21 protein-coding genes are annotated in these 20,040 nt (G+C 64.3%); 16 read left to right on the forward strand and 5 right to left on the reverse strand.

Translation table 11 applies throughout. The features are described from left to right. Positions 1–16 precede the first annotated feature (16 nt). The gene (locus AC1U2B_RS08760) at positions 17–862 is read right to left on the reverse strand and encodes an enoyl-CoA hydratase (protein WP_480216610.1); all 846 of its coding nucleotides are present in this window, start codon (positions 860–862) and stop codon (positions 17–19) included. 266 nt (positions 863–1,128) lie between these two features. Here AC1U2B_RS08760 and AC1U2B_RS08765 point away from each other — a divergent pair, with 266 nt between their 5' ends. From AC1U2B_RS08765 to AC1U2B_RS08800, 8 genes are read left to right on the forward strand one after another with little or no spacing between them, the layout of a single operon-like run. Continuing rightward, complete coding sequence (locus tag AC1U2B_RS08765; RefSeq protein WP_480216480.1) at positions 1,129–1,899, forward strand: MlaE family ABC transporter permease; 771 nt, start codon at positions 1,129–1,131, stop codon at positions 1,897–1,899. Beyond that, positions 1,896–2,756: an ABC transporter permease gene (locus AC1U2B_RS08770; RefSeq protein ID WP_064858439.1), complete on the forward strand. Its 861-nt coding sequence runs from the start codon at positions 1,896–1,898 to the stop codon at positions 2,754–2,756. Before AC1U2B_RS08765 ends, AC1U2B_RS08770 begins: the two co-directional genes overlap by 4 nt. A gap of 11 nt (positions 2,757–2,767) precedes the next feature. Next, on the forward strand, positions 2,768–3,955 hold the full coding sequence (locus AC1U2B_RS08775; protein WP_480216481.1) for an MCE family protein: 1,188 nt from the start codon (positions 2,768–2,770) through the stop codon (positions 3,953–3,955). Beyond that, on the forward strand, positions 3,952–4,983 hold the full coding sequence (locus AC1U2B_RS08780; protein ID WP_480216482.1) for an MCE family protein: 1,032 nt from the start codon (positions 3,952–3,954) through the stop codon (positions 4,981–4,983). Before AC1U2B_RS08775 ends, AC1U2B_RS08780 begins: the two co-directional genes overlap by 4 nt. After that, the gene (locus AC1U2B_RS08785; RefSeq protein WP_480216483.1) at positions 4,983–6,062 is read left to right on the forward strand and encodes an MCE family protein; all 1,080 of its coding nucleotides are present in this window, start codon (positions 4,983–4,985) and stop codon (positions 6,060–6,062) included. The genes AC1U2B_RS08780 and AC1U2B_RS08785 overlap by 1 nt, the downstream gene beginning before the upstream one ends. After that, on the forward strand, positions 6,062–7,528 hold the full coding sequence (locus AC1U2B_RS08790; protein WP_480216484.1) for an MCE family protein: 1,467 nt from the start codon (positions 6,062–6,064) through the stop codon (positions 7,526–7,528). Before AC1U2B_RS08785 ends, AC1U2B_RS08790 begins: the two co-directional genes overlap by 1 nt. Further along, positions 7,525–8,709, forward strand: coding sequence for an MCE family protein (locus AC1U2B_RS08795; RefSeq protein ID WP_480216485.1), 1,185 nt, complete (start codon positions 7,525–7,527; stop codon positions 8,707–8,709). The genes AC1U2B_RS08790 and AC1U2B_RS08795 overlap by 4 nt, the downstream gene beginning before the upstream one ends. After that, positions 8,709–10,268 carry an MCE family protein gene (locus AC1U2B_RS08800; protein WP_480216486.1) on the forward strand — a complete coding sequence of 520 codons (1,560 nt, stop codon included), beginning with the start codon at positions 8,709–8,711 and terminating at the stop codon, positions 10,266–10,268. Before AC1U2B_RS08795 ends, AC1U2B_RS08800 begins: the two co-directional genes overlap by 1 nt. A gap of 65 nt (positions 10,269–10,333) precedes the next feature. Here AC1U2B_RS08800 and AC1U2B_RS08805 read toward each other — a convergent pair whose 3' ends face one another. Then, positions 10,334–10,774 carry an Rv2253/PknI dimerization domain-containing protein gene (locus AC1U2B_RS08805; protein WP_165605594.1) on the reverse strand — a complete coding sequence of 147 codons (441 nt, stop codon included), beginning with the start codon at positions 10,772–10,774 and terminating at the stop codon, positions 10,334–10,336. Between the two features lie 306 nt (positions 10,775–11,080). Here AC1U2B_RS08805 and AC1U2B_RS08810 point away from each other — a divergent pair, with 306 nt between their 5' ends. From AC1U2B_RS08810 to AC1U2B_RS08820, 3 genes are all read left to right on the forward strand, one after another. Next, positions 11,081–11,515: an Rv2576c family protein gene (locus AC1U2B_RS08810; protein ID WP_480216487.1), complete on the forward strand. Its 435-nt coding sequence runs from the start codon at positions 11,081–11,083 to the stop codon at positions 11,513–11,515. Between the two features lie 470 nt (positions 11,516–11,985). Beyond that, complete coding sequence (locus AC1U2B_RS08815; protein ID WP_480216488.1) at positions 11,986–12,450, forward strand: Rv1363c family protein; 465 nt, start codon at positions 11,986–11,988, stop codon at positions 12,448–12,450. Then, positions 12,447–13,091, forward strand: a complete 645-nt coding sequence (locus tag AC1U2B_RS08820; RefSeq protein WP_480216489.1) for a twin-arginine translocation pathway signal — start codon at positions 12,447–12,449, stop codon at positions 13,089–13,091. Before AC1U2B_RS08815 ends, AC1U2B_RS08820 begins: the two co-directional genes overlap by 4 nt. Here AC1U2B_RS08820 and AC1U2B_RS08825 read toward each other — a convergent pair. Both AC1U2B_RS08825 and AC1U2B_RS08830 read right to left on the reverse strand, forming a co-directional pair. Beyond that, positions 13,042–14,037, reverse strand: a complete 996-nt coding sequence (locus tag AC1U2B_RS08825; RefSeq protein ID WP_480216490.1) for a LipP1 family hormone-sensitive lipase — start codon at positions 14,035–14,037, stop codon at positions 13,042–13,044. The genes AC1U2B_RS08820 and AC1U2B_RS08825 overlap by 50 nt on opposite strands. Continuing rightward, complete coding sequence (locus AC1U2B_RS08830) at positions 14,034–14,873, reverse strand: IclR family transcriptional regulator (RefSeq protein ID WP_480216491.1); 840 nt, start codon at positions 14,871–14,873, stop codon at positions 14,034–14,036. Before AC1U2B_RS08830 ends, AC1U2B_RS08825 begins: the two co-directional genes overlap by 4 nt. 206 nt (positions 14,874–15,079) lie before the next feature. On the opposite strand from AC1U2B_RS08830, the gene AC1U2B_RS08835 reads away from it, so the two are divergent. Continuing rightward, positions 15,080–15,460, forward strand: coding sequence for a hypothetical protein (locus AC1U2B_RS08835; RefSeq protein ID WP_480216492.1), 381 nt, complete (start codon positions 15,080–15,082; stop codon positions 15,458–15,460). Positions 15,461–15,555: 95 nt separating this feature from the next. Here the strand turns inward: AC1U2B_RS08835 and AC1U2B_RS08840 are convergent, their stop codons facing one another. After that, on the reverse strand, positions 15,556–16,392 hold the full coding sequence (locus tag AC1U2B_RS08840) for a mycofactocin-coupled SDR family oxidoreductase (RefSeq protein ID WP_480216493.1): 837 nt from the start codon (positions 16,390–16,392) through the stop codon (positions 15,556–15,558). Between the two features lie 204 nt (positions 16,393–16,596). Between AC1U2B_RS08840 and AC1U2B_RS08845 the strand changes: the two genes are divergently transcribed. The 4 genes from AC1U2B_RS08845 to AC1U2B_RS08860 all read left to right on the forward strand — a co-directional run bounded on the left by AC1U2B_RS08845 (position 16,597) and on the right by AC1U2B_RS08860 (position 20,036). Then, the gene (locus tag AC1U2B_RS08845) at positions 16,597–17,676 is read left to right on the forward strand and encodes a 2Fe-2S iron-sulfur cluster-binding protein (RefSeq protein ID WP_480216494.1); all 1,080 of its coding nucleotides are present in this window, start codon (positions 16,597–16,599) and stop codon (positions 17,674–17,676) included. A gap of 107 nt (positions 17,677–17,783) precedes the next feature. Next, positions 17,784–18,965: an acyl-CoA dehydrogenase family protein gene (locus AC1U2B_RS08850; protein ID WP_480216495.1), complete on the forward strand. Its 1,182-nt coding sequence runs from the start codon at positions 17,784–17,786 to the stop codon at positions 18,963–18,965. Between the two features lie 13 nt (positions 18,966–18,978). Then, positions 18,979–19,887 (forward strand): biphenyl-2,3-diol 1,2-dioxygenase, encoded by a 909-nt coding sequence (gene bphC, locus AC1U2B_RS08855; RefSeq protein ID WP_480216496.1) that lies wholly within the window; start codon positions 18,979–18,981, stop codon positions 19,885–19,887. Next, entirely contained in the window at positions 19,884–20,036 is a 153-nt protein-coding gene (locus AC1U2B_RS08860) for a hypothetical protein (protein ID WP_480216621.1), read from the forward strand. Before bphC ends, AC1U2B_RS08860 begins: the two co-directional genes overlap by 4 nt. Positions 20,037–20,040 lie beyond the last annotated feature (4 nt).

The following is a 20,040-nucleotide window of genomic DNA, read 5'->3' on the forward strand; positions in this document are numbered from 1 at the left end:
AGTTCGGACGCTACCACTAGCGCTGCATGTGCTGTGCTGCAATTGATTTGACATCAACCCCGCCGAGGGAATCAGCACCCACCTCAGCGTTGTGCGAGTGAGCGAAGTGGTGCAATCCGAACACAGCATCGATGCCGGCCCGCAAGCCCATCTGGTCTTCGCACTGATTCACCGCGCGCTTCGCCAAGGCCAAACCAAACTGCGGCATGGCCGCGATCTGGCGGGCGATGCCGAGAGTGGTCTCTTCGAGTTCGTTCTTGGCAACCACCCGGTTGACCATCCCAACCTCGTATGCTCGCTCGGCGCTGAACCGGCCACCGGTGAAGAGAACCTCCTTGGAGAACCGAGAGCCGAGGATCCACGGGTGAGCAAAGTACTCGACGCCGGGAATTCCCATGCGGACGACGGGATCTGAAAAGAATGCGTCTATGGACGCGACGATCAGGTCGCATACCCATGCCAGCATGAGCCCACCGGCGATGCACGCTCCTTGGACCATCGCAATGGTCGGCTTGGGGATGTCGCGCCAGCGGCGGCACATCCCGAGGTATACCGCCAGTCCGCGCGCGTAACGTCGATCGCCGCCCACCTTGTCAACGTGATCCCACCAGAGCACCGCTCTGTTGTCGTAGGAGACGTGGTGATCGCGGTCAGGCGTGCCGATGTCGTGGCCGGCACTGAAATGCTCTCCGCTGCCGGCCAACACGATGACTCGGACGTCCTCGTCAGCGACTGCCCGTTCGAAGGCCGCATCCAGCGCGTCGGTCATGCGGGAGTTCTGAGCGTTGCGATATTGCGGCCTGTTCATGGTCACCACGGCGACACCGGCCCCGATTGCGAATCGCGCAAATCCCGTGCACAGCTGTAGTTGTGTCGACCCGCTGACACCGGTGTCCGCATGGACTCGACCAGTCCGCGCCAGCTCGGAATACGTCCGTACGGCGTGATCAGGCGGGGTGGGCCGATCGACTATCCCGCTCACCGAACGACGCCGCGGGCCGTCTTCGAAATCCCGGTGGGAGGGAATCACAATGGCGGGCCCTGAAGCGTGGCTGTCAGTCTTCCTCGGTGGGACGTGTCTCGGGTCACATCGATTCGCAGGTCCCTAGTCGAGAAATGGAGTACGTGATGGCGCAGCAATCGTTCGCCGGTCCGTTGCAAGCGGTCGGAGGGTTGTTCGCCATGACGGCCGACGCCGCCAAATTCGCGTTCCAGCGGCCAGTCCAGTGGCGCGAATTCCTTGACCAGTCTTGGTTTGTCGCGCGCGTGTCGCTGGCACCCACACTTCTCGTCGCGATCCCGTTCACCGTTTTGGTGTCGTTCACCCTGAACATCCTGCTCCGCGAACTGGGCGCCGCCGATCTCTCCGGAGCGGGCGCGGCGTTCGGCGCTGTCACACAGGTCGGTCCCATGGTGACGGTGCTCATCGTGGCCGGCGCCGGCGCGACGGCGATGTGTGCCGACCTCGGATCGCGCACCATCCGGGAAGAGATCGACGCCATGGAGGTACTCGGCATCAATCCCGTGCAGCGGCTGGTCACTCCGCGCATGCTGGCCTCCGGACTCGTCGCGCTGCTCCTCAACAGTCTTGTGGTCATCATCGGCATCCTCGGCGGATACCTGTTCTCGGTGTTCGTCCAGGACGTGAACCCCGGCGCTTTCGCCGCCGGAATCACGCTCCTCACCGGCGTTCCCGAGGTCGTCATCTCCTGCGTCAAGGCGACGCTCTTCGGTCTCATCGCCGGCGTGGTGGCCTGTTACCGCGGGCTCACCATCTCTGGCGGCGGAGCGAAAGCGGTCGGCAATGCCGTCAACGAGACCGTCGTGTACGCGTTCATGTCGCTGTTCGTGGTCAACGTGGTGGTCACCGCCATCGGCATCCAGATGACCACGCGATGACGCGCACCGCAGCGCCGCTCCGGTCCACCTACCCGCGGCTGACCCGCGCCGTTCAGACGCCCGCGAAGATCACCGCCGGCATCGGAGATCACATCCTGTTCTACGGTCGGGCAATTGCCGCGGTGCCCTACGCCGCCGGGCACTACCGACGCGAAGTAATCCGGCTCATGGCTGAAATCAGCATGGGCGCAGGCACATTGGCGATGATCGGCGGCACCGTCGTCATCGTCGGGTTTCTCACGCTCGCCACGGGCGGCGTCCTTGCGATCCAGGGCTACAGCTCCCTGGGCAACATCGGCATCGAAGCGCTGACCGGATTCCTGGCGGCATTCATCAACGTCCGAATCTCGGCACCCATCGTCGCGGGGATCGGCCTGGCTGCCACCTTCGGTGCCGGCGTCACCGCCCAGTTGGGCGCGATGCGGATCAACGAAGAGATCGACGCACTCGAGTCCATGGGCATCCGATCCGTCGAGTACCTCGTCAGCACACGTATCGCGGCGGGAATGCTCGCGATCACGCCGCTGTACGCCATCGCGGTGATCCTGTCCTTCGTCGCCAGCCAATTCACCACCGTGGTGTTACTCGGACAGTCCGGCGGCCTCTACAACCACTACTTCGATACCTTCCTCAACCCCATTGACCTGCTCTGGTCATTCCTGGAAGCGGTCTTGATGGCGCTGGCAATCCTCCTGTTGCACACCTACTACGGTTTCTTCGCCAGCGGAGGACCGGCCGGGGTAGGCGTGGCAGTCGGCAATGCCGTCCGCACCTCGCTGATCGTCGTCGTATCCATCACGTTGCTCATCTCTTTGGCCATCTACGGGTCCAACGGCAACTTCAATCTCTCTGGCTAAGCAGGCATCAAATGTCACGTGACTCAGTACGTTTGCTCACCGGCTCTGCTGCGCTGGGCCTGGCCGCTGCGCTCGTCGTCGGCGCCGTCGTGTTGTTCCGCGGTGGCGCAACACCCACGGCATCCGTCACCGTGCTGTCCCCACGGGTGGGCTTGATCATGAACCCCGACGCCAAGGTGAAACTGCATGGCGCGCAAGTGGGCAAGGTAGCCGCCATCGAAAATCGGCCAGACGGCAGCGCTGCGATTAGTCTGGCGATGAATCCGGACTACCTGCAACTGATTCCGGCCAATACCCGGGTCCAGATCGTGTCCAGCACGGTGTTCGGCGCCAAGTACGTCGATCTCGTACCGCCGGCCGAACCATCTGCCCAGTCGCTGCACGCGGGACAGGTCCTCGACGCCGGCCACGTCACCGTCGAGATCAACACGGTCTTCGAGCATTTGGTGGATGTACTGTCCCAAATCCAACCTGAAAAGCTCAACGAAACACTCGGCGCCATGGCACAGGCGCTGGGCGGCCGCGGCGACAAACTCGGTCAGACGCTGGTCGATTTCGACGCCATGCTCGCCAAGATCGATCCCAGCCTTCCCGCAATGAGCCAGGAAATCGCCACGGCCCCGAAGGTACTCAGCGCCTATGCGGATGCCGGCCCCGATCTGATGGACGCCGCACGCAACGCATCCCGGCTCAGCGACACCATCGTCGAGCGCCAGCAGGACCTCGACACGGTGCTGCTGAGCGCCATCGGATTGGCGGATATCGGTAATGACGTCGTCGGCACCAACAGCAACGCGATCGTCGATGCCATGCACGTATTGGTGCCCACCACCAATCTGACCAATCAATACAACCAGGCGCTCACCTGCGCTCTCAAGGGCATGGAACCGCTGGCGATGGGACCGCCGCAACCGTTGCCCGGGATCATGCTGCTGGACTCGTTCCTGCTGGGCACCGAACGCTACCGCTACCCGGGCAACCTGCCGAAGGTCGCCGCTTCGGGCGGTCCCCAGTGCATGGGCCTGCCCAACGTGGGTTTCGGGGAGCGGCCGCCGTTCGTGGTCACCGACATCAACGCAAACCCCGCACAGTACGGAAATCAAGGGATCCTGTTGAACTCCGATGCCCTCAAGCAAGCCCTGTTCGGCCCGCTCGACGGACCACCCCGCAACACTGCTCAGACAGGGCAACCAGGATGACGCGGCACAACTCGACCGCGCTGAAGTTCGGCGCCTTCGGCATCACGATGCTCCTGGTGACCGCGGCGCTTTTCGCGATCCTCGGGCAGTACCGAACCGGCTCGACGAACAGCTACTCAGCCGTGTTCACCGACGCCTCCAGCCTCAAAGTCGGTGACTCCGTGCGAGTCGCGGGTATCCGGGTCGGCACGGTCGACAGCATCGCGTTGCGACCGGACAACACCGTGGTCATAGGTTTCGACGCCGACCGCGACGTCGTGCTGACCACCGGCACCAAAGTCGTTGTGCGTTACCTCGATCTGGTGGGCAACCGTTACCTGGAAATCGTGGACAACCCGGGGTCGACAAAAATCCAGCAGGCCGGCACGCAGATTCCGTCCGACCGCACGGAACCCGCGTTGGACCTCGACCTGCTACTGGGCGGGCTCAAACCCGTCATCCAGGGACTAAACGCCCAGAACGTCAACGCGCTGACCAACTCCCTGATCCAGATTCTGCAGGGCCAGGCCGGAACCATGGAATCGCTGATGGCTCAAACGACTTCATTCACGACGGCACTGGCCGACAACGGGCAGACGGTTCAACAGTTGATCGACAACCTGAACACTGTCGTTGCGACAGTCGCCAAGGACGGCGACAAATTCTCCGGCGCCGTCACCCGCCTGCAACAGCTGATCACCGGCCTGTCCCAGGAACGTGACCCGATCGGCGATGCCATCAGCGCCCTGGACAACGGAACGGGTTCCCTGGCCGAACTCATGACGCAGACCCGCCCGCCACTTGCGGGAACGGTCAAGCAGCTCAACCGAATGGCCACATTGCTGGACAACGACAAAGACAAGGCCCGCATGGATCTCGCGCTGCAGAAGGCGCCCGCCAACTACCGAAAACTGGTTCGCCTCGGTGCCTACGGCAGCTTCATCAACCAGTACCTGTGCGGCATGAACGTCCGCGTGACGGACCTGCAGGGCCGCACCGCGTACTTCCCCTGGATCATGCAGAACACCGGACGCTGCGGGGAGCCCTGATGCTGAAATACCGCGGATCGAAACTGATGCGCACCGGACTCATCGGTTTGGTGCTGATCATCCTCGTCATCGCCGTCGGCCTTCAACCGCAGAAACTCTGGTCGTGGGCCACGTCGATCAGATACCACGCGGTGTTCGCCGACGCCGGCGGGCTGTCGCCGGGAAACGACGTCAAGGTCTCTGGCGTCACCAAGGGCACCATCAGCGCCGTCACCCTCAATCGCGGAAAAGCTCTGGTGACGTTCACCCTCGATGGCACCGTCGCTCTGGGCACACAGACCACCGCCCACATCAGGACGGGCACCGTCCTCGGTGCCCGGATGATGACCTTGGAGCCCGCCGGAACCGGCAACTTGCGCCCTGCCGACACCATCCCTCTTGCCCGCACCGGGTCGCCCTACTCGCTGACCGACGCCGTCAGCGACTTCACCTCCAACACCGCCGACACCGACACCGCAACACTCACCCATTCGCTCGACACGCTGTCGGACACCATCGACCGCATGGCCCCCCAACTGGGACCGACATTCGACGGGCTCACCCGCCTGTCACGAACGCTCAACAGCCGCAACGAATCCCTGGCCGCGTTACTCAAGAACGCGGCCGACGTAACCGGCATTCTGTCGCAGCGCAGCGCGCAGGTGAACACCCTGCTGCTCGATGCCAACGCGCTCACCGGAGTGCTCAATCAACGACGGCACGCGATCGTCGATCTGCTGGCCAATACGTCGGCGCTTTCTCAGCAGCTGTCCGGACTCGTACACGACAACGAGAAGGACCTCGGCCCGACCCTACAGAAGGTCAACTCCGTCACCGCGATTCTGGAGAAGAACCGCGACAACATCGCCAAGGCCCTCGCCGGGCTGGCCAAATATCAAGTCACACAGGGCGAATCAGTGAACAACGGCTGGTACTACAACGCCTTCGTCGGCAACCTCATCCCCTCACAAACCATTCAACCGTTCCTCGACTACGCCTTCGGATTCCGTCGCGGCACGAACGCCGGCCAGCCGCCTGACAACGCCGGCCCGCGCGCCGAGTTCCCCTGGCCCCACAACGGCATTCCGGGAGGCCACTGATGATCACCCGCCATCGCAAACCCTTGACCCGTGTCGTGGCGACCCTACTGGTGGTGTTGGCGCTCGCCGGCGGCGTGCTGTTGGTACGGCAGACCGTCTTTCGCCCTACCACCATCACCGCGTACTTCACCTCCGCCACAGCGATTTACCCGGGCGACGAAGTCCGTGTCGCCGGGGTCAAAGTGGGAACGATCACCAGCATCGAGCCTGCCGGCAGCCAAGCCCGGCTGACCCTCGCGATCGATTACGGGGTGCCGATCCGCGCTGACGCGAAAGCCATCATCATGGCGCAGAACTTGGTGGCCGCGCGATACGTACAGTTGGCGCCCGCGTACGAGGATGCCGGTCCGACAATGGCCGACGGTGCGCAGATCGGCGTTGACCGGACCGCGGTACCGGTGGAATGGGACCAGGTCAAAGACCAACTCATGCGGTTGGCCACCGACTTGGGTCCGGTCAGCGGTTCCTCTGCCACGTCGCTGAGCCGTTTCATCGACAGTGCCGCGACCGCGATGGATGGCAACGGCGAGAAGTTGCACCAGGCGATCAGCCAACTCTCGGGGATCGGACGCATCTTGGCGCACGGTAGCGGCAACGTCGTCGAGATCATCAAGAATCTGCAGACTTTCGTCACCGCGCTGCGCGACAGCAACACCCAGATCGTCGAGTTCCAGAATCGCCTCGCGAGTGTCACGAGCGTCGTCGACGGGGCGCGGTCCGATCTCGACGCCGCCCTGACCAATCTGGCTTCGGCTGTCGGCGAAGTCCGGCGCTTCGTCGCGGGTACCCGCGATCAGACCGTCGAGCAGTTGCAGCGGTTGACGAACGTGACGCAGAACCTCGTCGACAACAAACTCAAACTGGAGAATGTGTTGCACGTGGCGCCCAACGCCATCGCCAACGGCTACAACATCTACAACCCCGATAGTGGTACCGCGGTCGGCGCTTTCGCGATGTCGAACTTCGCCGATCCAGTGTCTGTGGTGTGCTCAGCGATAGCGGCGGTGAAGAACGCCACGGCAGCAGAATCGTCGAAGTTGTGCGCGCAGTATCTCGGGCCCGCACTGTCTTTGATCAACTTCAACTACCTGCCGTTGCCGACCAACGTCTATCTCCGCAAGGCACCGAGCCCGGAGAATCTGGTGTACACCGACCCCAAGCTTGCCCCTGGGGGAAGCGGCCCGCGCACCGAGTCCCAACCCCAGACCCCGGCGGTGTCGGCCTACACCGGCGCCAATGACGTGGCACCGCCTGCCGGGTGGGGCGCGCCACCCGGGCCTCCAGGTGCGTACGTGCCCAACGGATTACCGGCAGATCCGGCACCCGCCCTGTTCCCCGGCGCGCCGATTCCCCAACCATCGGCCGGCGCCGCACCCTCGCCACAGGCACCCACGGTGCGGGACCTGCTCCTTCCCGCAGAAGCCGCACCCGCTCCCGCGGCGCCGAACCCAGGAGGCACCCCGTGACGACGCGACGGTCCCTGACCCGCCTGACCGCGATATCGGTCTGCTCCCTGCTATCGGTCACCGGTTGCGCGTTCCACGGATTGAACTCTCTGCCGCTGCCGGGCACGGTGGGACGCGGGGCCAACGCCACGATCTATCACGTCGAGCTCGCCAATGTCGGTACCCTGGAGGCGAATTCGCCGGTCATGGTCGGCGACGTGATCGTGGGCAGTGTGTCCAGGATGAGAGTGCGCAACATGCGCGCCGACGTCGAGGTGTCCGTCAGACCGGGCACCGTGGTCCCCGCGAATGCGGTAGCGACTGTTGGGCAAACCAGTCTGCTCGGGTCCATGCACCTGGCGCTGGATCCGCCGCCGGGAAAGGCGCCCTCCGGACAACTGTCCCCAGGCACCACCCTGCAGCTGAACCGGACGTCGACATACCCATCGACGGAACAAACGTTGTCGTCGCTGTCGGTCCTCGTCAACGGCGGCGGGCTCGGCCGGGTCGGTGAGCTGGTCACCGAGACCAACAACGCGCTGAACGGTAGGCAAGACCAGATTCGTGACCTGCTGACCCGCCTCAACAATGTGGTCGGCATCTTCGCCCATCAGCGAGACGACATCAATGCCTCCATCACCGCGCTCACTCGGCTGGCAGGGACCATGGCCGGCCAGAGCGATGTGATCACCCAAGCCCTGCAACGCATCCCGCCTGCGCTGGATGTCCTGATCAGAGAACAGCCCCGCATCACGACAGCCTTGGAGAAATTCGGCGTGTTCAGCACTACAGCCACCAAGCTGATCAAAGCCACCCAGGACGACTTGGTCACCAACCTGCGCAACCTGGAGCCGACCCTCCGCGCCCTGGCCGACGTCGGGCCGAATCTGGGTACTGTCCTGGCGTTCGCGCCCACGTATCCCTACCCGCAGAACTTCATCGACCGCGGCATTCGTGGCGACTACCTCAACGAATTCATCACCTTCGATTTCACGATCCCCCGCCTCAAGCGAGGGCTGCTTCTGGGCACCCGATGGGGACAGGAAGGCGCCCCGTTGGTCCCTGCTCCCGGCGACCCGTGGTACGCCAACTACACCAAGGACCCACTGGGCACATTGCTCACCGCTCCACCGAAAGCCGTTGCGACGCTGCCTGCTCCGGCAGCCGCCGGCCCGGCGAATCCGAACGGAGGCAGCAACTGATGCTGACCCTATTCGTACGCATTCAGCTGGCCCTCTTCGCGGCCGCCTCGATCATCGGCATGGCAGTGATGCTGGTCGTCTACCTACAGGCACCCACACTGCTGGGACTCGGGCGCATGACGGTAAGCCTGCAACTGCCGGCCACCGGTGGGCTGTACCGGTTCTCGAATGTCACCTACCGCGGTGTGCAGATCGGCAAGGTGACCGACGTCCGGCCCACCCGCGACGGTGCCGTCGCCACGCTGTCGCTCGACAACGCGTCCAAGATTCCCGCGGACCTGCACGCCGCGGTCCTGAGCGTATCCGCCGTCGGCGAGCAATATGTCGACCTGCAACCCCATAACGACGCCGGCCCTTACCTGCACGACGGCTCGGTCATTCCGGCGTCGAAAACGTCGATCCCGCAAGCCGTCGGACCGATGCTCGATCAAGCCAGCGCGCTCATCGACAGCATCCCGAAAGACAAGATCAGTCCACTGCTCGACGAAACATTCAAGGCGTTCAACGGCTCTGGTTACGACGCCGGGTCACTGTTGGATTCCTCGTCGAAATTGATCGCCGACGCCAACAGCGTGAGCGATCAGTCTCGAGCGCTCATCGATGACAGCAGGCCCTTGCTCGACGGCCAGGCCCAATCCGTCGATGCCATCCGGACCTGGGCCCACAGCGTCGCGGGACTCAGCCGGCAACTGGTCCAGAACGACCCCCAAGTCAGGACGCTCCTCGAAGAGGGCCCGGGCGCCGCGGACGAGGGCTCCCGCCTGTTCAACCAGGTAAAGCCCACTCTGCCGATGCTCTTGGCCAACCTGACAACCCTCGGGCAGGTGGCTGTGACCTACCACCCGTCGCTCGAACAACTGTTGGTGCTGCTGCCACCGACAGTGTCGTCCACCCAGTCCTACGGTGCACCCAAGAACAATCCGACGGGCATGGCGTTGGGCGATTTCACCCTGAACATCGGCGATCCGCCGGCCTGCACCGTCGGCTTCCTCCCGCCGTCGTCGTGGCGCTCACCGGAAGACACCAGTGACGTCGACACCCCCGACGGGCTGTACTGCAAGCTGCCGCAGGACTCGCCGATCGGTGTGCGTGGCGCACGAAACTATCCATGTATGGGAAATCCGGGAAAGCGCGCTCCCACAGTCGAAATCTGCGACAGCGACAAGCCTTACGAGCCCCTGGCGATGCGCCAGCATGCTCTCGGTCCGTATCCGATCGACCCGAACCTCCTCGCTCAGGGCATTCCACCGGATTCTCGGGTCGACCACGACAGCACGATCTACGGACCACTCGACGGAACGCCGAGGCCGGCAACGGATCAACCGCCAACGGGCCCGACCGCACCGGATACTCCCCCGCCGCCCGCGGATGGTGCCACGCCCACGCCGGTGGCTCCGAGTGCCTTCATCCCCGAGGCTTCGAAGGGGCCGTCGGTCGCCATCGCCACGTATGACCCCGCCACCGGCCGCTACGCGGGTCCCGACGGAAAGGTCTACCGGCAGAAGGATCTGGCCCCGCAGAGCGGAGAACGGACGTGGCGGGACCTGTTCACTGCCTGACATGAACGACGTTGGGGCCGGCGCGATCTCAGGACGTGCCGGCCCCACACATTAGGTACCCTGGGTCAAGCGGCCTTGACCAGCTTGAAGGGCATCGTGATGAAGAGGACCCTGCTACTTCCGCACGAGCCGCTGACACCGGTGGTGGAGTCTTCGCCCATCAGTGTCGACGACGTCATGTCCGACCCGGCCCCATCAGAGGTAGCCGGGTAGAACCTGAAAACCTGAAGTCCCGGCCCCGCACTGCCATCTGCGCACGGCTGCCAGTTGTCCACCGTCTTCTTGACGTACCAGACGCCGCTTTTCATGTAGATCGGCGCAGTCCATCCCCAGTCGGTGGCGACGGTGCCTGCGCATTCGGTCGGATAACTGCACTCGGTCTTGATCGTCCAGGTGCTGCGAATACTCGCCTCGTCGTGATAGATGTCGTTGGTCTTGGCCCACTCACCATTGGACGTTGCGACGTAGGTGCCATTGAGACCCCAGTCGTTCGATGCTGCGGCCATGCCGCATTGCCACCCAGTCAACAGCCCGACGGTCACCGCCGTTGCAGCGATTGCTGTCGTTGATATCTGCATGAGCCGCTCCTTTTGCACCGAACCCGTTTGACGCCCCTGGCAGACACCACACGGCGCGCGTCCGACTGCATTGATTCACCGAAAGGTGTTGCCGCACAGTTCGAACAGCTACTACTGTCCAACTTTCCGCATTCGGCAACAGACAAAATCCCGCCAGGCGGTCATCGCACCCTGAGTGGGTCGACGGTGTGTCACCGTTGACCAAGGACCTACCGCCAGTGAAGGAAGTCTGCGATGCGAATCGATCGAGCACCACGCCGGGCAGCGGCGGGCGCCGTATTGGTGGTCGCCTTCGGCACAGCGACAGCGCAGACCGTACACGCAGACAGCGACTCGGTACCGCACCATGTGACGTACACCGTCACCGCCGACGTATCGACCAATGCGGGCATCTACTACCGCGACGTCGAACCACCCACTTGGGCCGAATACAGCCACAACCCCTATGAATTCAGCCCGAGAGACGACGTGCGTCTCGAGCCCGGAAAACCGTGGGTCCACGAAGCCCTGCTGACAGACCCCGAGCACTGGGCAATGGTCACGGTCACCGCTGCCGGCCAGCCGACCCAAAATGGACAAACACTCCACTGCACGCTCACCGTCGACGGGAAGGTCGTCAACCGATCGAACGGACCCAGCGGTGCTCTGTGCTCGCTACGAAATTGGTGACGCATCGAGCACCAGGCGACCGTCAACCGCTGGGCGGGAATCCTTCACCATTCGGATCTCGACCGGATTAGCGTCGAGAACATCATGGCCAGAACGGGAATGGCACCAAGGGGCACCAGTACCCACGACCAGCAGGGAACCGGAGGTGGATCATGCGGTTACTCAGCCGCGCTGATACCGCGACGCAGGTGAACGCCCTAGACACCGCCGACGAAGACGACCGGGCACAGTCTGTCGACCCGGGGCTGATCAACCAGGCGGAGGCCGAAGCACTCGCCGCAGAAGAACTGGCCGCAGCGGCGCGTGCCCGGGTTGATGGGCTCCGCGCGCGGGCCGTCGAGGTCGGTGGTTCACCACACCCCGGCGAACCGACCGATTCCACAACAGATCTCGCGGACGCCGGCCCAGGCTTCACCCCAGATTCTTCGGCGAAACGACGGTGGCTACGCCGCCCGAAGCTGTCAACGACATTGGCCGCCGGCGCCGTCCTGGCCAGCGCCGCAGCACTTGTGGCAACCGGCTACATGCTCGACTACCACCGCCAGTTCGACAGCGAGGTGCAGCGGAAGGCGGAATTCACCTCCGCCGCCTCACAGGCCGTCGTCACGCTGATGTCGATCGACGGCACCAAGGCCGAGGACAACGTCCAGCAGATCCTCGCTAATTCCACCGGGCAGTTTCGTGATGATTTTCAGGCCGATGCAAAGGATTTCGTCCAGGTCGCGCGCGAGTCCAAAGCGGCGACAAAGGCCACGGTGCGCAGCGCGGCCGTGGAATCGATGACGCCGGATTCTGCTGTGGTGCTCGTAACCGCGGCGACGACGGTGAGCAATACCGCGGGGACAAACCAACAACCACGCAACTGGCGCCTCAGTGTCACCATGATCAGAGACGGAGCGCAGCTCAAGATGTCGAAAGTCGAGTTCGTGCCATGACCACAGAGACGGCAGCACCCCTCGCTGACAACACCGCTCCCGAGGACGTCGACAGCGATCAGCCCGACGACGTGTGCCCGGCCGCCGACGAGCAACCCATCGACGTGTCGGAGCAGACCACTTCGAACCCCGGCCGTTCGAAGCGACTGACCCGCCGGCTTGCGGGCCGGTGGCGGTCTATCGCCGTCACGAGCCTCATGCTGGCGTGCGCCGGCACCGCGGGAGCGACGTACTTCACCACTTATCGCAGTGACCGCGCCAGCGCCGAGGCCACAACCCAGGTTGCCAAAGCCGCATCCGAAGGTGCCGTGGCGTTACTGTCCTATGCGCCGGCAAGTTTGGATCACGACCTGGCTGCCGCGCGCTCGCACCTCACCGGCGGCTTCCTGACGTACTACAGCCAGTTCGCCGACCAGTTCGTCGCGCCGGCCGCCAAACAGAAGGACATTCACGCCGTCGCGTCGGTCGTCCGTGCCGCCACGATCGACGCACACGCAGACAGCGCACACGTACTGATCTTCCTCAACCAAACCACCACCAGCCGCGAAAACCCCGAACCAACGCAGTCGGCCAGCAGCGTGAACGTCGGACTCACGAAAATTGATGGGGTTTGGCGGATTTCGTCATTTGATCCGATCTAGACGTCAACGACGTACGGGGTAGCCGTTCGAAATGTGCACAGAACCGGGCGCACTCATCGAGAGGACGGGCGGCATGCGCGATATCGAACATGGGCATCGTCATGAAGCCATGTATGCCGCCGGCGAAGAACAACTGCTGAACGGTACCGCCGGCACCCCGCAGTGCATCGGCATACGCCAGGCCCTCATCTTTGAGAGGATCGCAACCGGCGACCAACATGACGGCCGGAGGCAATCCTTCGAGACGACCGCACAGCGGGGACGCGTACGGATGGCTGCGATCACTTTGCTCGGGAACGTATTGATCCCAATACCATTGCAGCGCTTCACGCGGGTTGTAGTAGCCCGCTCCGAACCGACGGTAGGAGTCGGTGTCGAATTCCGCGGCGATCACCGGGTACAGCAGCAGCTGCGCGGCAATGGATAGGTCACCGCGGTCGCGCGCCATCAATGCGGTCACGGCAGCGAGATTGCCACCTGCGCTGTCGCCCCCGATCGCGACGCGTTGGGCATCGGTACCGAAGTCACCCGCGTGTTCGGACACCCAGCGGGCCACTGCATACACATCCTCCGCGGCCGTGGGCCACCGGTGCTCGGGAGCCAGTCGGTATGCGACCGAAACAATCACCGCGGGAATCAGATTCGCCAGATTCCGGCACAGTCCGTCGTGGCTGTCCAGATCACAGAAGACGAACCCGCCGCCGTGCGCGTACACCAGGACCGGCAGCGGTCCGGACGCGTCCGGGCGGTATATCCGGACGTCCACATGACCACCGTCGACAGACACCCGGTCGTCCCAGACGGCGGCGACCGGTTCGGGCTGCGGGTTCGGCACGAACCGCCCGCGAATCGCGGCCCTGGCCTCGGCGCCGGTCATCGTGGATACGTTGGGAAATCCCGTATCGAGGGCCTCGATCAGGTTCGCCACTTGTGGATCGAGGCTCATGCGGGCCGCATCGCCGACGCGCGCAGCTCCGCGTTGTGCGCGGTGATACCGCCCCGCAGGGGGCGCAGGAGCGTGGGCGCCGCATGTTCGCGGACGCTTTCGGCGTTGCGCCAAACAGCCGTGGCGGTCATCCGCACCGGCGTCACCAACCGCCGATCGAACGTCATTTGCGACATCGGACCACACACGGATACCGCGGCCACGGCTTCGCCCACGGGTCCGATCGGTGCTGCGACGCAGCCGAATCCGCGGAGAGACTCTTCCCTTTCCGTGGCCACACCGTGGGCCCGGACTCGGTCCAGTTCGGCGGCGAGCTGGGCGCTCGTGGCTACCGAGTACCGGGTTCGTCGTTTCGCAAGGTCGACGTCGGCAGAGTCGCGATAGGCCAGGATGGCCTTGCCGACGGCGGTGCATTGGGCGGGTTGGCGGCCGCCGACCCGAGTCGGGATTGCAGCTCGCACCTCGTCACCGATCTTCTCCAGGTATACGACGTCAGAGCCGTCCAACACGGCGAGATGCACCACCAGCCCCGTGGCCCGGTGCAGATCACGCAGGAGCGGAATGGCAGCCCGGTGGATTCGGTCCTGTTGCAGCGCAAGGTTTCCCAACTCCACGAGGCGTACGCCGAGCTCGTAATCGAACCCGTCACGGCTCAGCCAGCGCAAGTTCACCAGACGCTCGAGCATGCGGTGCGCGGACGAGCGAGGCAACCCGGTGCGACGAACGATCTGCGCCAAGGTGAGACTTCCCGACCCGTCGAACGCTTCCAACACCAGGGAAACCCGATCGATCACGTTGCTAGGCGTCTCGGCAGCCATATCGACGGTCAGCGTCATCGAAACCCTCCAGGCTCATCACTCGAATAGTCAAAATAGGAATAGTGAGTTTTTTACCATACGCTGTGGTCGCTGTCACATACCGATCTGAACCCGCCCGCCGGCCACTCCGCCCCGGGCGGGTTCCGCTCACCGGTCGACCACGTATCGCCGGGTTCCCCGAACTCGGTAGAGCTGAAGAACACATCAACGACTTCGGGAGACCCATGCGCAAGCACCTGCTGCTGGCCATCGCCGTCGGCGCACTCACTTTTGGTCCGGCGCCCGTGGCGGCCGCCGACGACCCAGGCCCCTGCGAAGACGCTTACTGCACGCCCGGCATCTCCGGCGGCGTAGTGCTGGGAGCCCCGTGCGGCGACACCTCGCACTTCGTCTTTGGCACCACCTCGTGGGGCCGACTCGTGTTCTGCGGCTCTCCACGGCGATATGAACCGCGCTACTTTCGTTCGCCGCCGATGCGGGGCATCAAGGTCGAGGGCTCACCCTGCCCACAATTCGTGAACGACGTCGCTCAGGCCCCCGACGGCTTGTTTCTGAGCTGCGTTGCCATCGACGGTGCCACCCGCTGGGTGCCGGGCGATCAATGATGGGGAATTCAAGCCGACGCGTGCGAGCTGCACGACAGATTCGGCTCCCACGCCCGTGTCGGCGACAGCGATTGTCTTGAATTCCTTTGCTGGCGTTACCTTTGCGTGGCGCCCGCATCCACAGGCAACGTGATCGCGGTGATGTAGCGCGCTTCATCAGAAGCCAGGAACAGCGCCGCATTCGCCACGTCGACCGCCTCGACCCACGGGATGGACAGAAGGTTCATCCGCCGCGCAGATTCGGCGAACTCATCGCGCGTAGGTGGCCGATCCAGGTCCGGCCGGAAGGCGGCCCGGACCACATCGTTCTGGATGAGCGGCGTGTCGACGTTGGTGGGCAGGACGCAATTCACCCGGACGGCATGCGGCGCGAGGTCGTGGGCGAGGCTGCGCATCAGCCCAATCACCCCATGCTTGGCCGCGGTGTAGTGGCCTACTGCGAACAGCCCGCGCACACCGGCAATGGAGCTGGTCAACACCATGGAGCCGCCGCCCCGCGCAATCAGATGCGCTGCGCCGGCTCTGCAGGTGTGCCACACGCCGGTCAGGTTGACGTCGAGCATGGTGCGCCAGGCGTCTTCGCTCAGATCGACCGTCATCGCACGAGAGGTGATTCCGGCCGTCGCGCACACCACGTCAAGTCCACCGAATTCATCGACGCCACGATCGGTCGCTGCCTGCATGCCCTCGAGGTCGCGGACGTCGACAATTTCGGTGTGGATCCGGCGGCGGGCCTGCCTGACCAGGTTGGCGGTCTCCTCGAGGTCGGCCGGCGTACTGGAAGGGACCGAGACGGTCTCGACCGGCCCGCAGAGGTCCAGCGCGATGATGTCGGCGCCTTCCTGGGCGAATCGGACCGCTTGCGCGCGTCCGATTCCGCGGGCTGCACCGGTGATCAAGGCGACCTTGCCGGCCAGCCGCAGCGCACTCACGTCGCCCTCCCCGTCACTCTGCCTGCCCAATGCTCTCGGCGTCGTCTGAATCGGGCTTCGATTCCCTGCTCACCCGAGCAACGGTAGGTCGCGGCTCCGATCCGAATCTTCGCCGATTCCCGGTGATCGGAAACCAATGCAGGGATCCCGCTCATCGGAGAGACGGGTTGGGCGCATGTCTTCGGCGTCCCAGACTTTGAGCACATGAACGATGTCGAAGTCGACACCGAAATCGTCAGCCCAGGCCGCGGTGTACCGCTAGCAGTGGCCGATGTCGTCGAGGAGAGCGCCGACGCTCGATCGTTGGTGTTCACCGTCCCCGAACAGCTGCGCGACCGCTTCACCTACCGCCCAGGGCAATTCCTGACCCTGCGCGTGCCGAGCGATCAGACCGGCTCGGTTGCCCGGTGCTACTCGCTGGCGAGCTCACCACACACCGATCCCGCGCCGAAAGTCACGATCAAGCGGACTGTGGGCGGATACGGGTCGAACTGGTTGTGCGACAACGTTTCTGCTGGCGACACCATCGAAGTGCTGCCGCCGGCCGGAGTCTTCACACCGTCCTCACTCGACACCGACTTCCTGTTGTGGGCCGCCGGAAGCGGTATCACCCCTGTCATGTCGATCCTCAAATCAGCGATGGCATCCGGTTCTGGACGAGCGGTGCTGTGCTACGCCAACCGTGACGAGCATTCGGTGATCTTCGCAGCTGAGCTCCGCGAACTGGCTGCGCGTTACGCCGGTCGCTTGACGGTGTTGCACTGGCTGGAATCGGTGCAGGGGTTGCCGACTCGCGCGCAGCTGACCGGATTTGCGCGCACCGTCTTTTCCGGGTCCGCGACTTTCGAATCGTTCATCTGCGGTCCCGCCGCGTTCATGTCGGTCGTCAAGGAGGCCCTGACCGAAGCCGGAGTGCCACGTGAGCGGATCCATCTCGAGGTGTTCCAGTCCCTCTCGGGCGACCCGTTTGCCGATGAAATCGACTCAGCGGCACACGATCTTGAGAACGGGGATGCTGCGACGGTACGGGTCGACCTCGACGGCGCGAACCACCTGTTGCGATGGCCACGGCGCACAACATTGGTCGACACGATGCTCGCGGCAGACCTCGACGTGCCGTATTCGTGCCGGGAAGGCCAGTGCGGATCGTGCGCGGCGACCGTGCTCGCTGGCCAAGTCGACATGGCAGCCTCCGAAGTGCTGCAACCAGAGGACCTCGCCGACGGCCTGATCTTGGCCTGCCAGGCCACACCCCTCTCAGACGAACTACACATCAAGTTTTAGAAACACCCTTACCCCACAACATTTTCCGCTCACCGGGAACGGTTCTCACCAGCGGAAAGTCCACCGATGGACCATCAGTGACAGCCATTGACCGATAGGACGACAAGATGACCGACCGGGTAATCGACCGGGTGCGCGAGATCGCCGACCAACTGCGCGCCCAGGGCCCCGAGGCAGAAAAGGCCGGGCAGCTCACCGACGAGACGGTCAAGTTGATGAAGTCGGCCGGCAACATACGGCTGTTGCAGCCGAAAGCCCACGGCGGACTGCAAGTCCACCCGCGAGAATTCGCCGAAACCGTCATGGCAACCGCCGCACTCGATCCGTCGGCAGGCTGGATCAACGGCGTCGTCGGCGTCCATCCGTATCAGCTCGCTTACGCAGACCCACGAGTCGCGTCCGAAATCTGGGCCGACGATGTCGACACCTGGGTTGCCTCCCCCTACGCGCCACAGGGCGTGGCCACTCCGGTCGATGGCGGTTACATCTTCAACGGCCGCTGGCAGTTCAGTTCGGGTACCGACCATTGTGAGTGGATCTTCCTGGGCGCGATGGTCGGTGACGCCGACGGCAAGCCACTGATGCCGCCGCAGATGCTGCACATGATCCTGCCGCGCCGGGACTACGAGATCGTCGAAGACTCGTGGAACGTGGTGGGGCTGCGCGGCACCGGCTCGAAGGACGTCATCGTCAAGGACGCCTTCGTCCCCGCCTACCGCACGATGGACGCGATGAAGGTCATGGACGGCACCGCCCAACGCGAGGCCGGGATGACCGAGACGCTGTACCTGATGCCGTGGTCGACCATGTTCCCGCTCGGCATCAGCTCAGCGACCATCGGCATCGCCGAGGGTGCACTGGCCGCCGCACTCGATTATCAACGCGAGCGGGTGACCTCCGGTGGGGTCTCGATCAAAGATGATCCCTACGTCATGTACGCGATTGGCGAGGCTGCCGCCGATATCAACGCCGCCCGCCAAGAGCTGCTGGCCAACGCCGACCGAATTTTCGACATGGTCGACTCGGGCAGGGAAGTCTCCTTCGAAGACCGCGCGGCCGGTCGGCGTACCCAGGTGCGAGCCGTATGGCGCGCGGTCTCGGCGGTCGATGAAGTATTCGCGCGATGCGGGGGCAACGCCGCGCGCATGGACAAACCGCTGCAACGGTATTGGCGTGATGTGCACGTCGGCCAAGCGCACGCCATCCACGTTCCCGGCACGGTCTACCACGCGTCGGCACTGAGTTCGCTCGGCGTGGACCCGCAGGGTCCGCTGCGGGCGATGATCTGACAGGAGAACACCCGTGGGATTGATCAAGAGCCTCGGCTACGTCACCGTCGCCGCCTCAGACGTCGAACGCTGGCGGCACTTCGCCTTCAACGTCCTCGGCTTCGCCACCGGCACCGGGCCCGACGAGTCCGCGCTGTATCTGCGGATGGACGAGCGTGCCGCGCGCATCGTCGTGGTGCCCGGTGAGTCCGACAAGATCATGACCGTCGGCTGGGAGGTGCGCGACCACGCCGACCTCGAGCAGGTCAAAAGTGCGCTCGAGGCCGCCGGGGTGCCGTTCAAGCAGCCGGGGTTGGCGGACGCCGATGCCCGACGCGTCGAAGAAGTCATCGCTTTCGAGGACCCCGCCGGTACCGCACTCGAGGTGTTTCACGGCCCCGTCCTCGAACACTCCCCCGTCATCACGCCGCACGGCGCGAAGTTCGTCACTGGCAACCAGGGCCTGGGACACGTCGTGCTCCCCGCGCTCGACGTCGACGGCTTGTTCGAGTTTTACACCGAAGTCCTGGGATTCAAGTCCCGTGGCGCGTTCCGTGTCCCGGTGCCACCAGAGTTCGGACCCGTCCGGGTTCGGTTCATGGGCGTCAACGAGCGTCACCACAGTCTGGCGATCTGCCCCGCGCAGAACCTGCGCGATCCCGGCCTCATTCACCTGATGGTCGAGGTCGAAACCCTCGACGCCGTGGGTCAGGCCCTCGACCGGGTCAATGCCGAAGGCTTCCAGCTCTCGTCCACCCTCGGCCGCCACACCAACGACAAGATGGTGTCCTTCTACGTGCGCGCTCCCGGCGACTGGGACATCGAGTTCGGCACCGAGGGCATGAGAGTCGACGAAACCTATTACACGGCAGAGGAAATCACTGCCGACAGCTACTGGGGCCACCAGTGGGTGTCGGACCTCCCGGCGGCGATGCGCCCATGAACGCCACCGACGATATCCGGCCGATCCCAGCTGACTCGATCACCGAGTGGGCCGACGAGGCCGACGTCGTGATCGCCGGGTTTGGCGTGGCCGGCGCGGCAGCCGCGGTCGAGGCGGCCCGCGCCGGCCGCGCCGCGGCCCGCGCGTAGCAGC

This window comes from Mycolicibacterium sp. P4_G11, assembly GCF_056555145.1.

What these genes read in the sequence shown, in the direction of transcription:
- AC1U2B_RS08785 (WP_480216483.1), top strand. Translation starts at nt 4,983, where the DNA reads ATGCTGAAATACCGCGGATCGAAACTGATGCGCACCGGACTCATCGGT.
- AC1U2B_RS08775 (WP_480216481.1), top strand. Translation starts at nt 2,768, where the DNA reads ATGTCACGTGACTCAGTACGTTTGCTCACCGGCTCTGCTGCGCTGGGC.
- AC1U2B_RS08790 (WP_480216484.1), top strand. Translation starts at nt 6,062, where the DNA reads ATGATCACCCGCCATCGCAAACCCTTGACCCGTGTCGTGGCGACCCTA.
- AC1U2B_RS08835 (WP_480216492.1), top strand. Translation starts at nt 15,080, where the DNA reads ATGCGCAAGCACCTGCTGCTGGCCATCGCCGTCGGCGCACTCACTTTT.
- AC1U2B_RS08830 (WP_480216491.1), bottom strand. Translation starts at nt 14,873, where the DNA reads ATGACGCTGACCGTCGATATGGCTGCCGAGACGCCTAGCAACGTGATC.
- AC1U2B_RS08780 (WP_480216482.1), top strand. Translation starts at nt 3,952, where the DNA reads ATGACGCGGCACAACTCGACCGCGCTGAAGTTCGGCGCCTTCGGCATC.
- AC1U2B_RS08845 (WP_480216494.1), top strand. Translation starts at nt 16,597, where the DNA reads ATGAACGATGTCGAAGTCGACACCGAAATCGTCAGCCCAGGCCGCGGT.
- AC1U2B_RS08820 (WP_480216489.1), top strand. Translation starts at nt 12,447, where the DNA reads ATGACCACAGAGACGGCAGCACCCCTCGCTGACAACACCGCTCCCGAG.
- AC1U2B_RS08800 (WP_480216486.1), top strand. Translation starts at nt 8,709, where the DNA reads ATGCTGACCCTATTCGTACGCATTCAGCTGGCCCTCTTCGCGGCCGCC.
- AC1U2B_RS08825 (WP_480216490.1), bottom strand. Translation starts at nt 14,037, where the DNA reads ATGAGCCTCGATCCACAAGTGGCGAACCTGATCGAGGCCCTCGATACG.
- AC1U2B_RS08765 (WP_480216480.1), top strand. Translation starts at nt 1,129, where the DNA reads ATGGCGCAGCAATCGTTCGCCGGTCCGTTGCAAGCGGTCGGAGGGTTG.
- AC1U2B_RS08850 (WP_480216495.1), top strand. Translation starts at nt 17,784, where the DNA reads ATGACCGACCGGGTAATCGACCGGGTGCGCGAGATCGCCGACCAACTG.
- AC1U2B_RS08810 (WP_480216487.1), top strand. Translation starts at nt 11,081, where the DNA reads ATGCGAATCGATCGAGCACCACGCCGGGCAGCGGCGGGCGCCGTATTG.
- AC1U2B_RS08860 (WP_480216621.1), top strand. Translation starts at nt 19,884, where the DNA reads ATGAACGCCACCGACGATATCCGGCCGATCCCAGCTGACTCGATCACC.
- AC1U2B_RS08770 (WP_064858439.1), top strand. Translation starts at nt 1,896, where the DNA reads ATGACGCGCACCGCAGCGCCGCTCCGGTCCACCTACCCGCGGCTGACC.
- AC1U2B_RS08805 (WP_165605594.1), bottom strand. Translation starts at nt 10,774, where the DNA reads ATGGCCGCAGCATCGAACGACTGGGGTCTCAATGGCACCTACGTCGCA.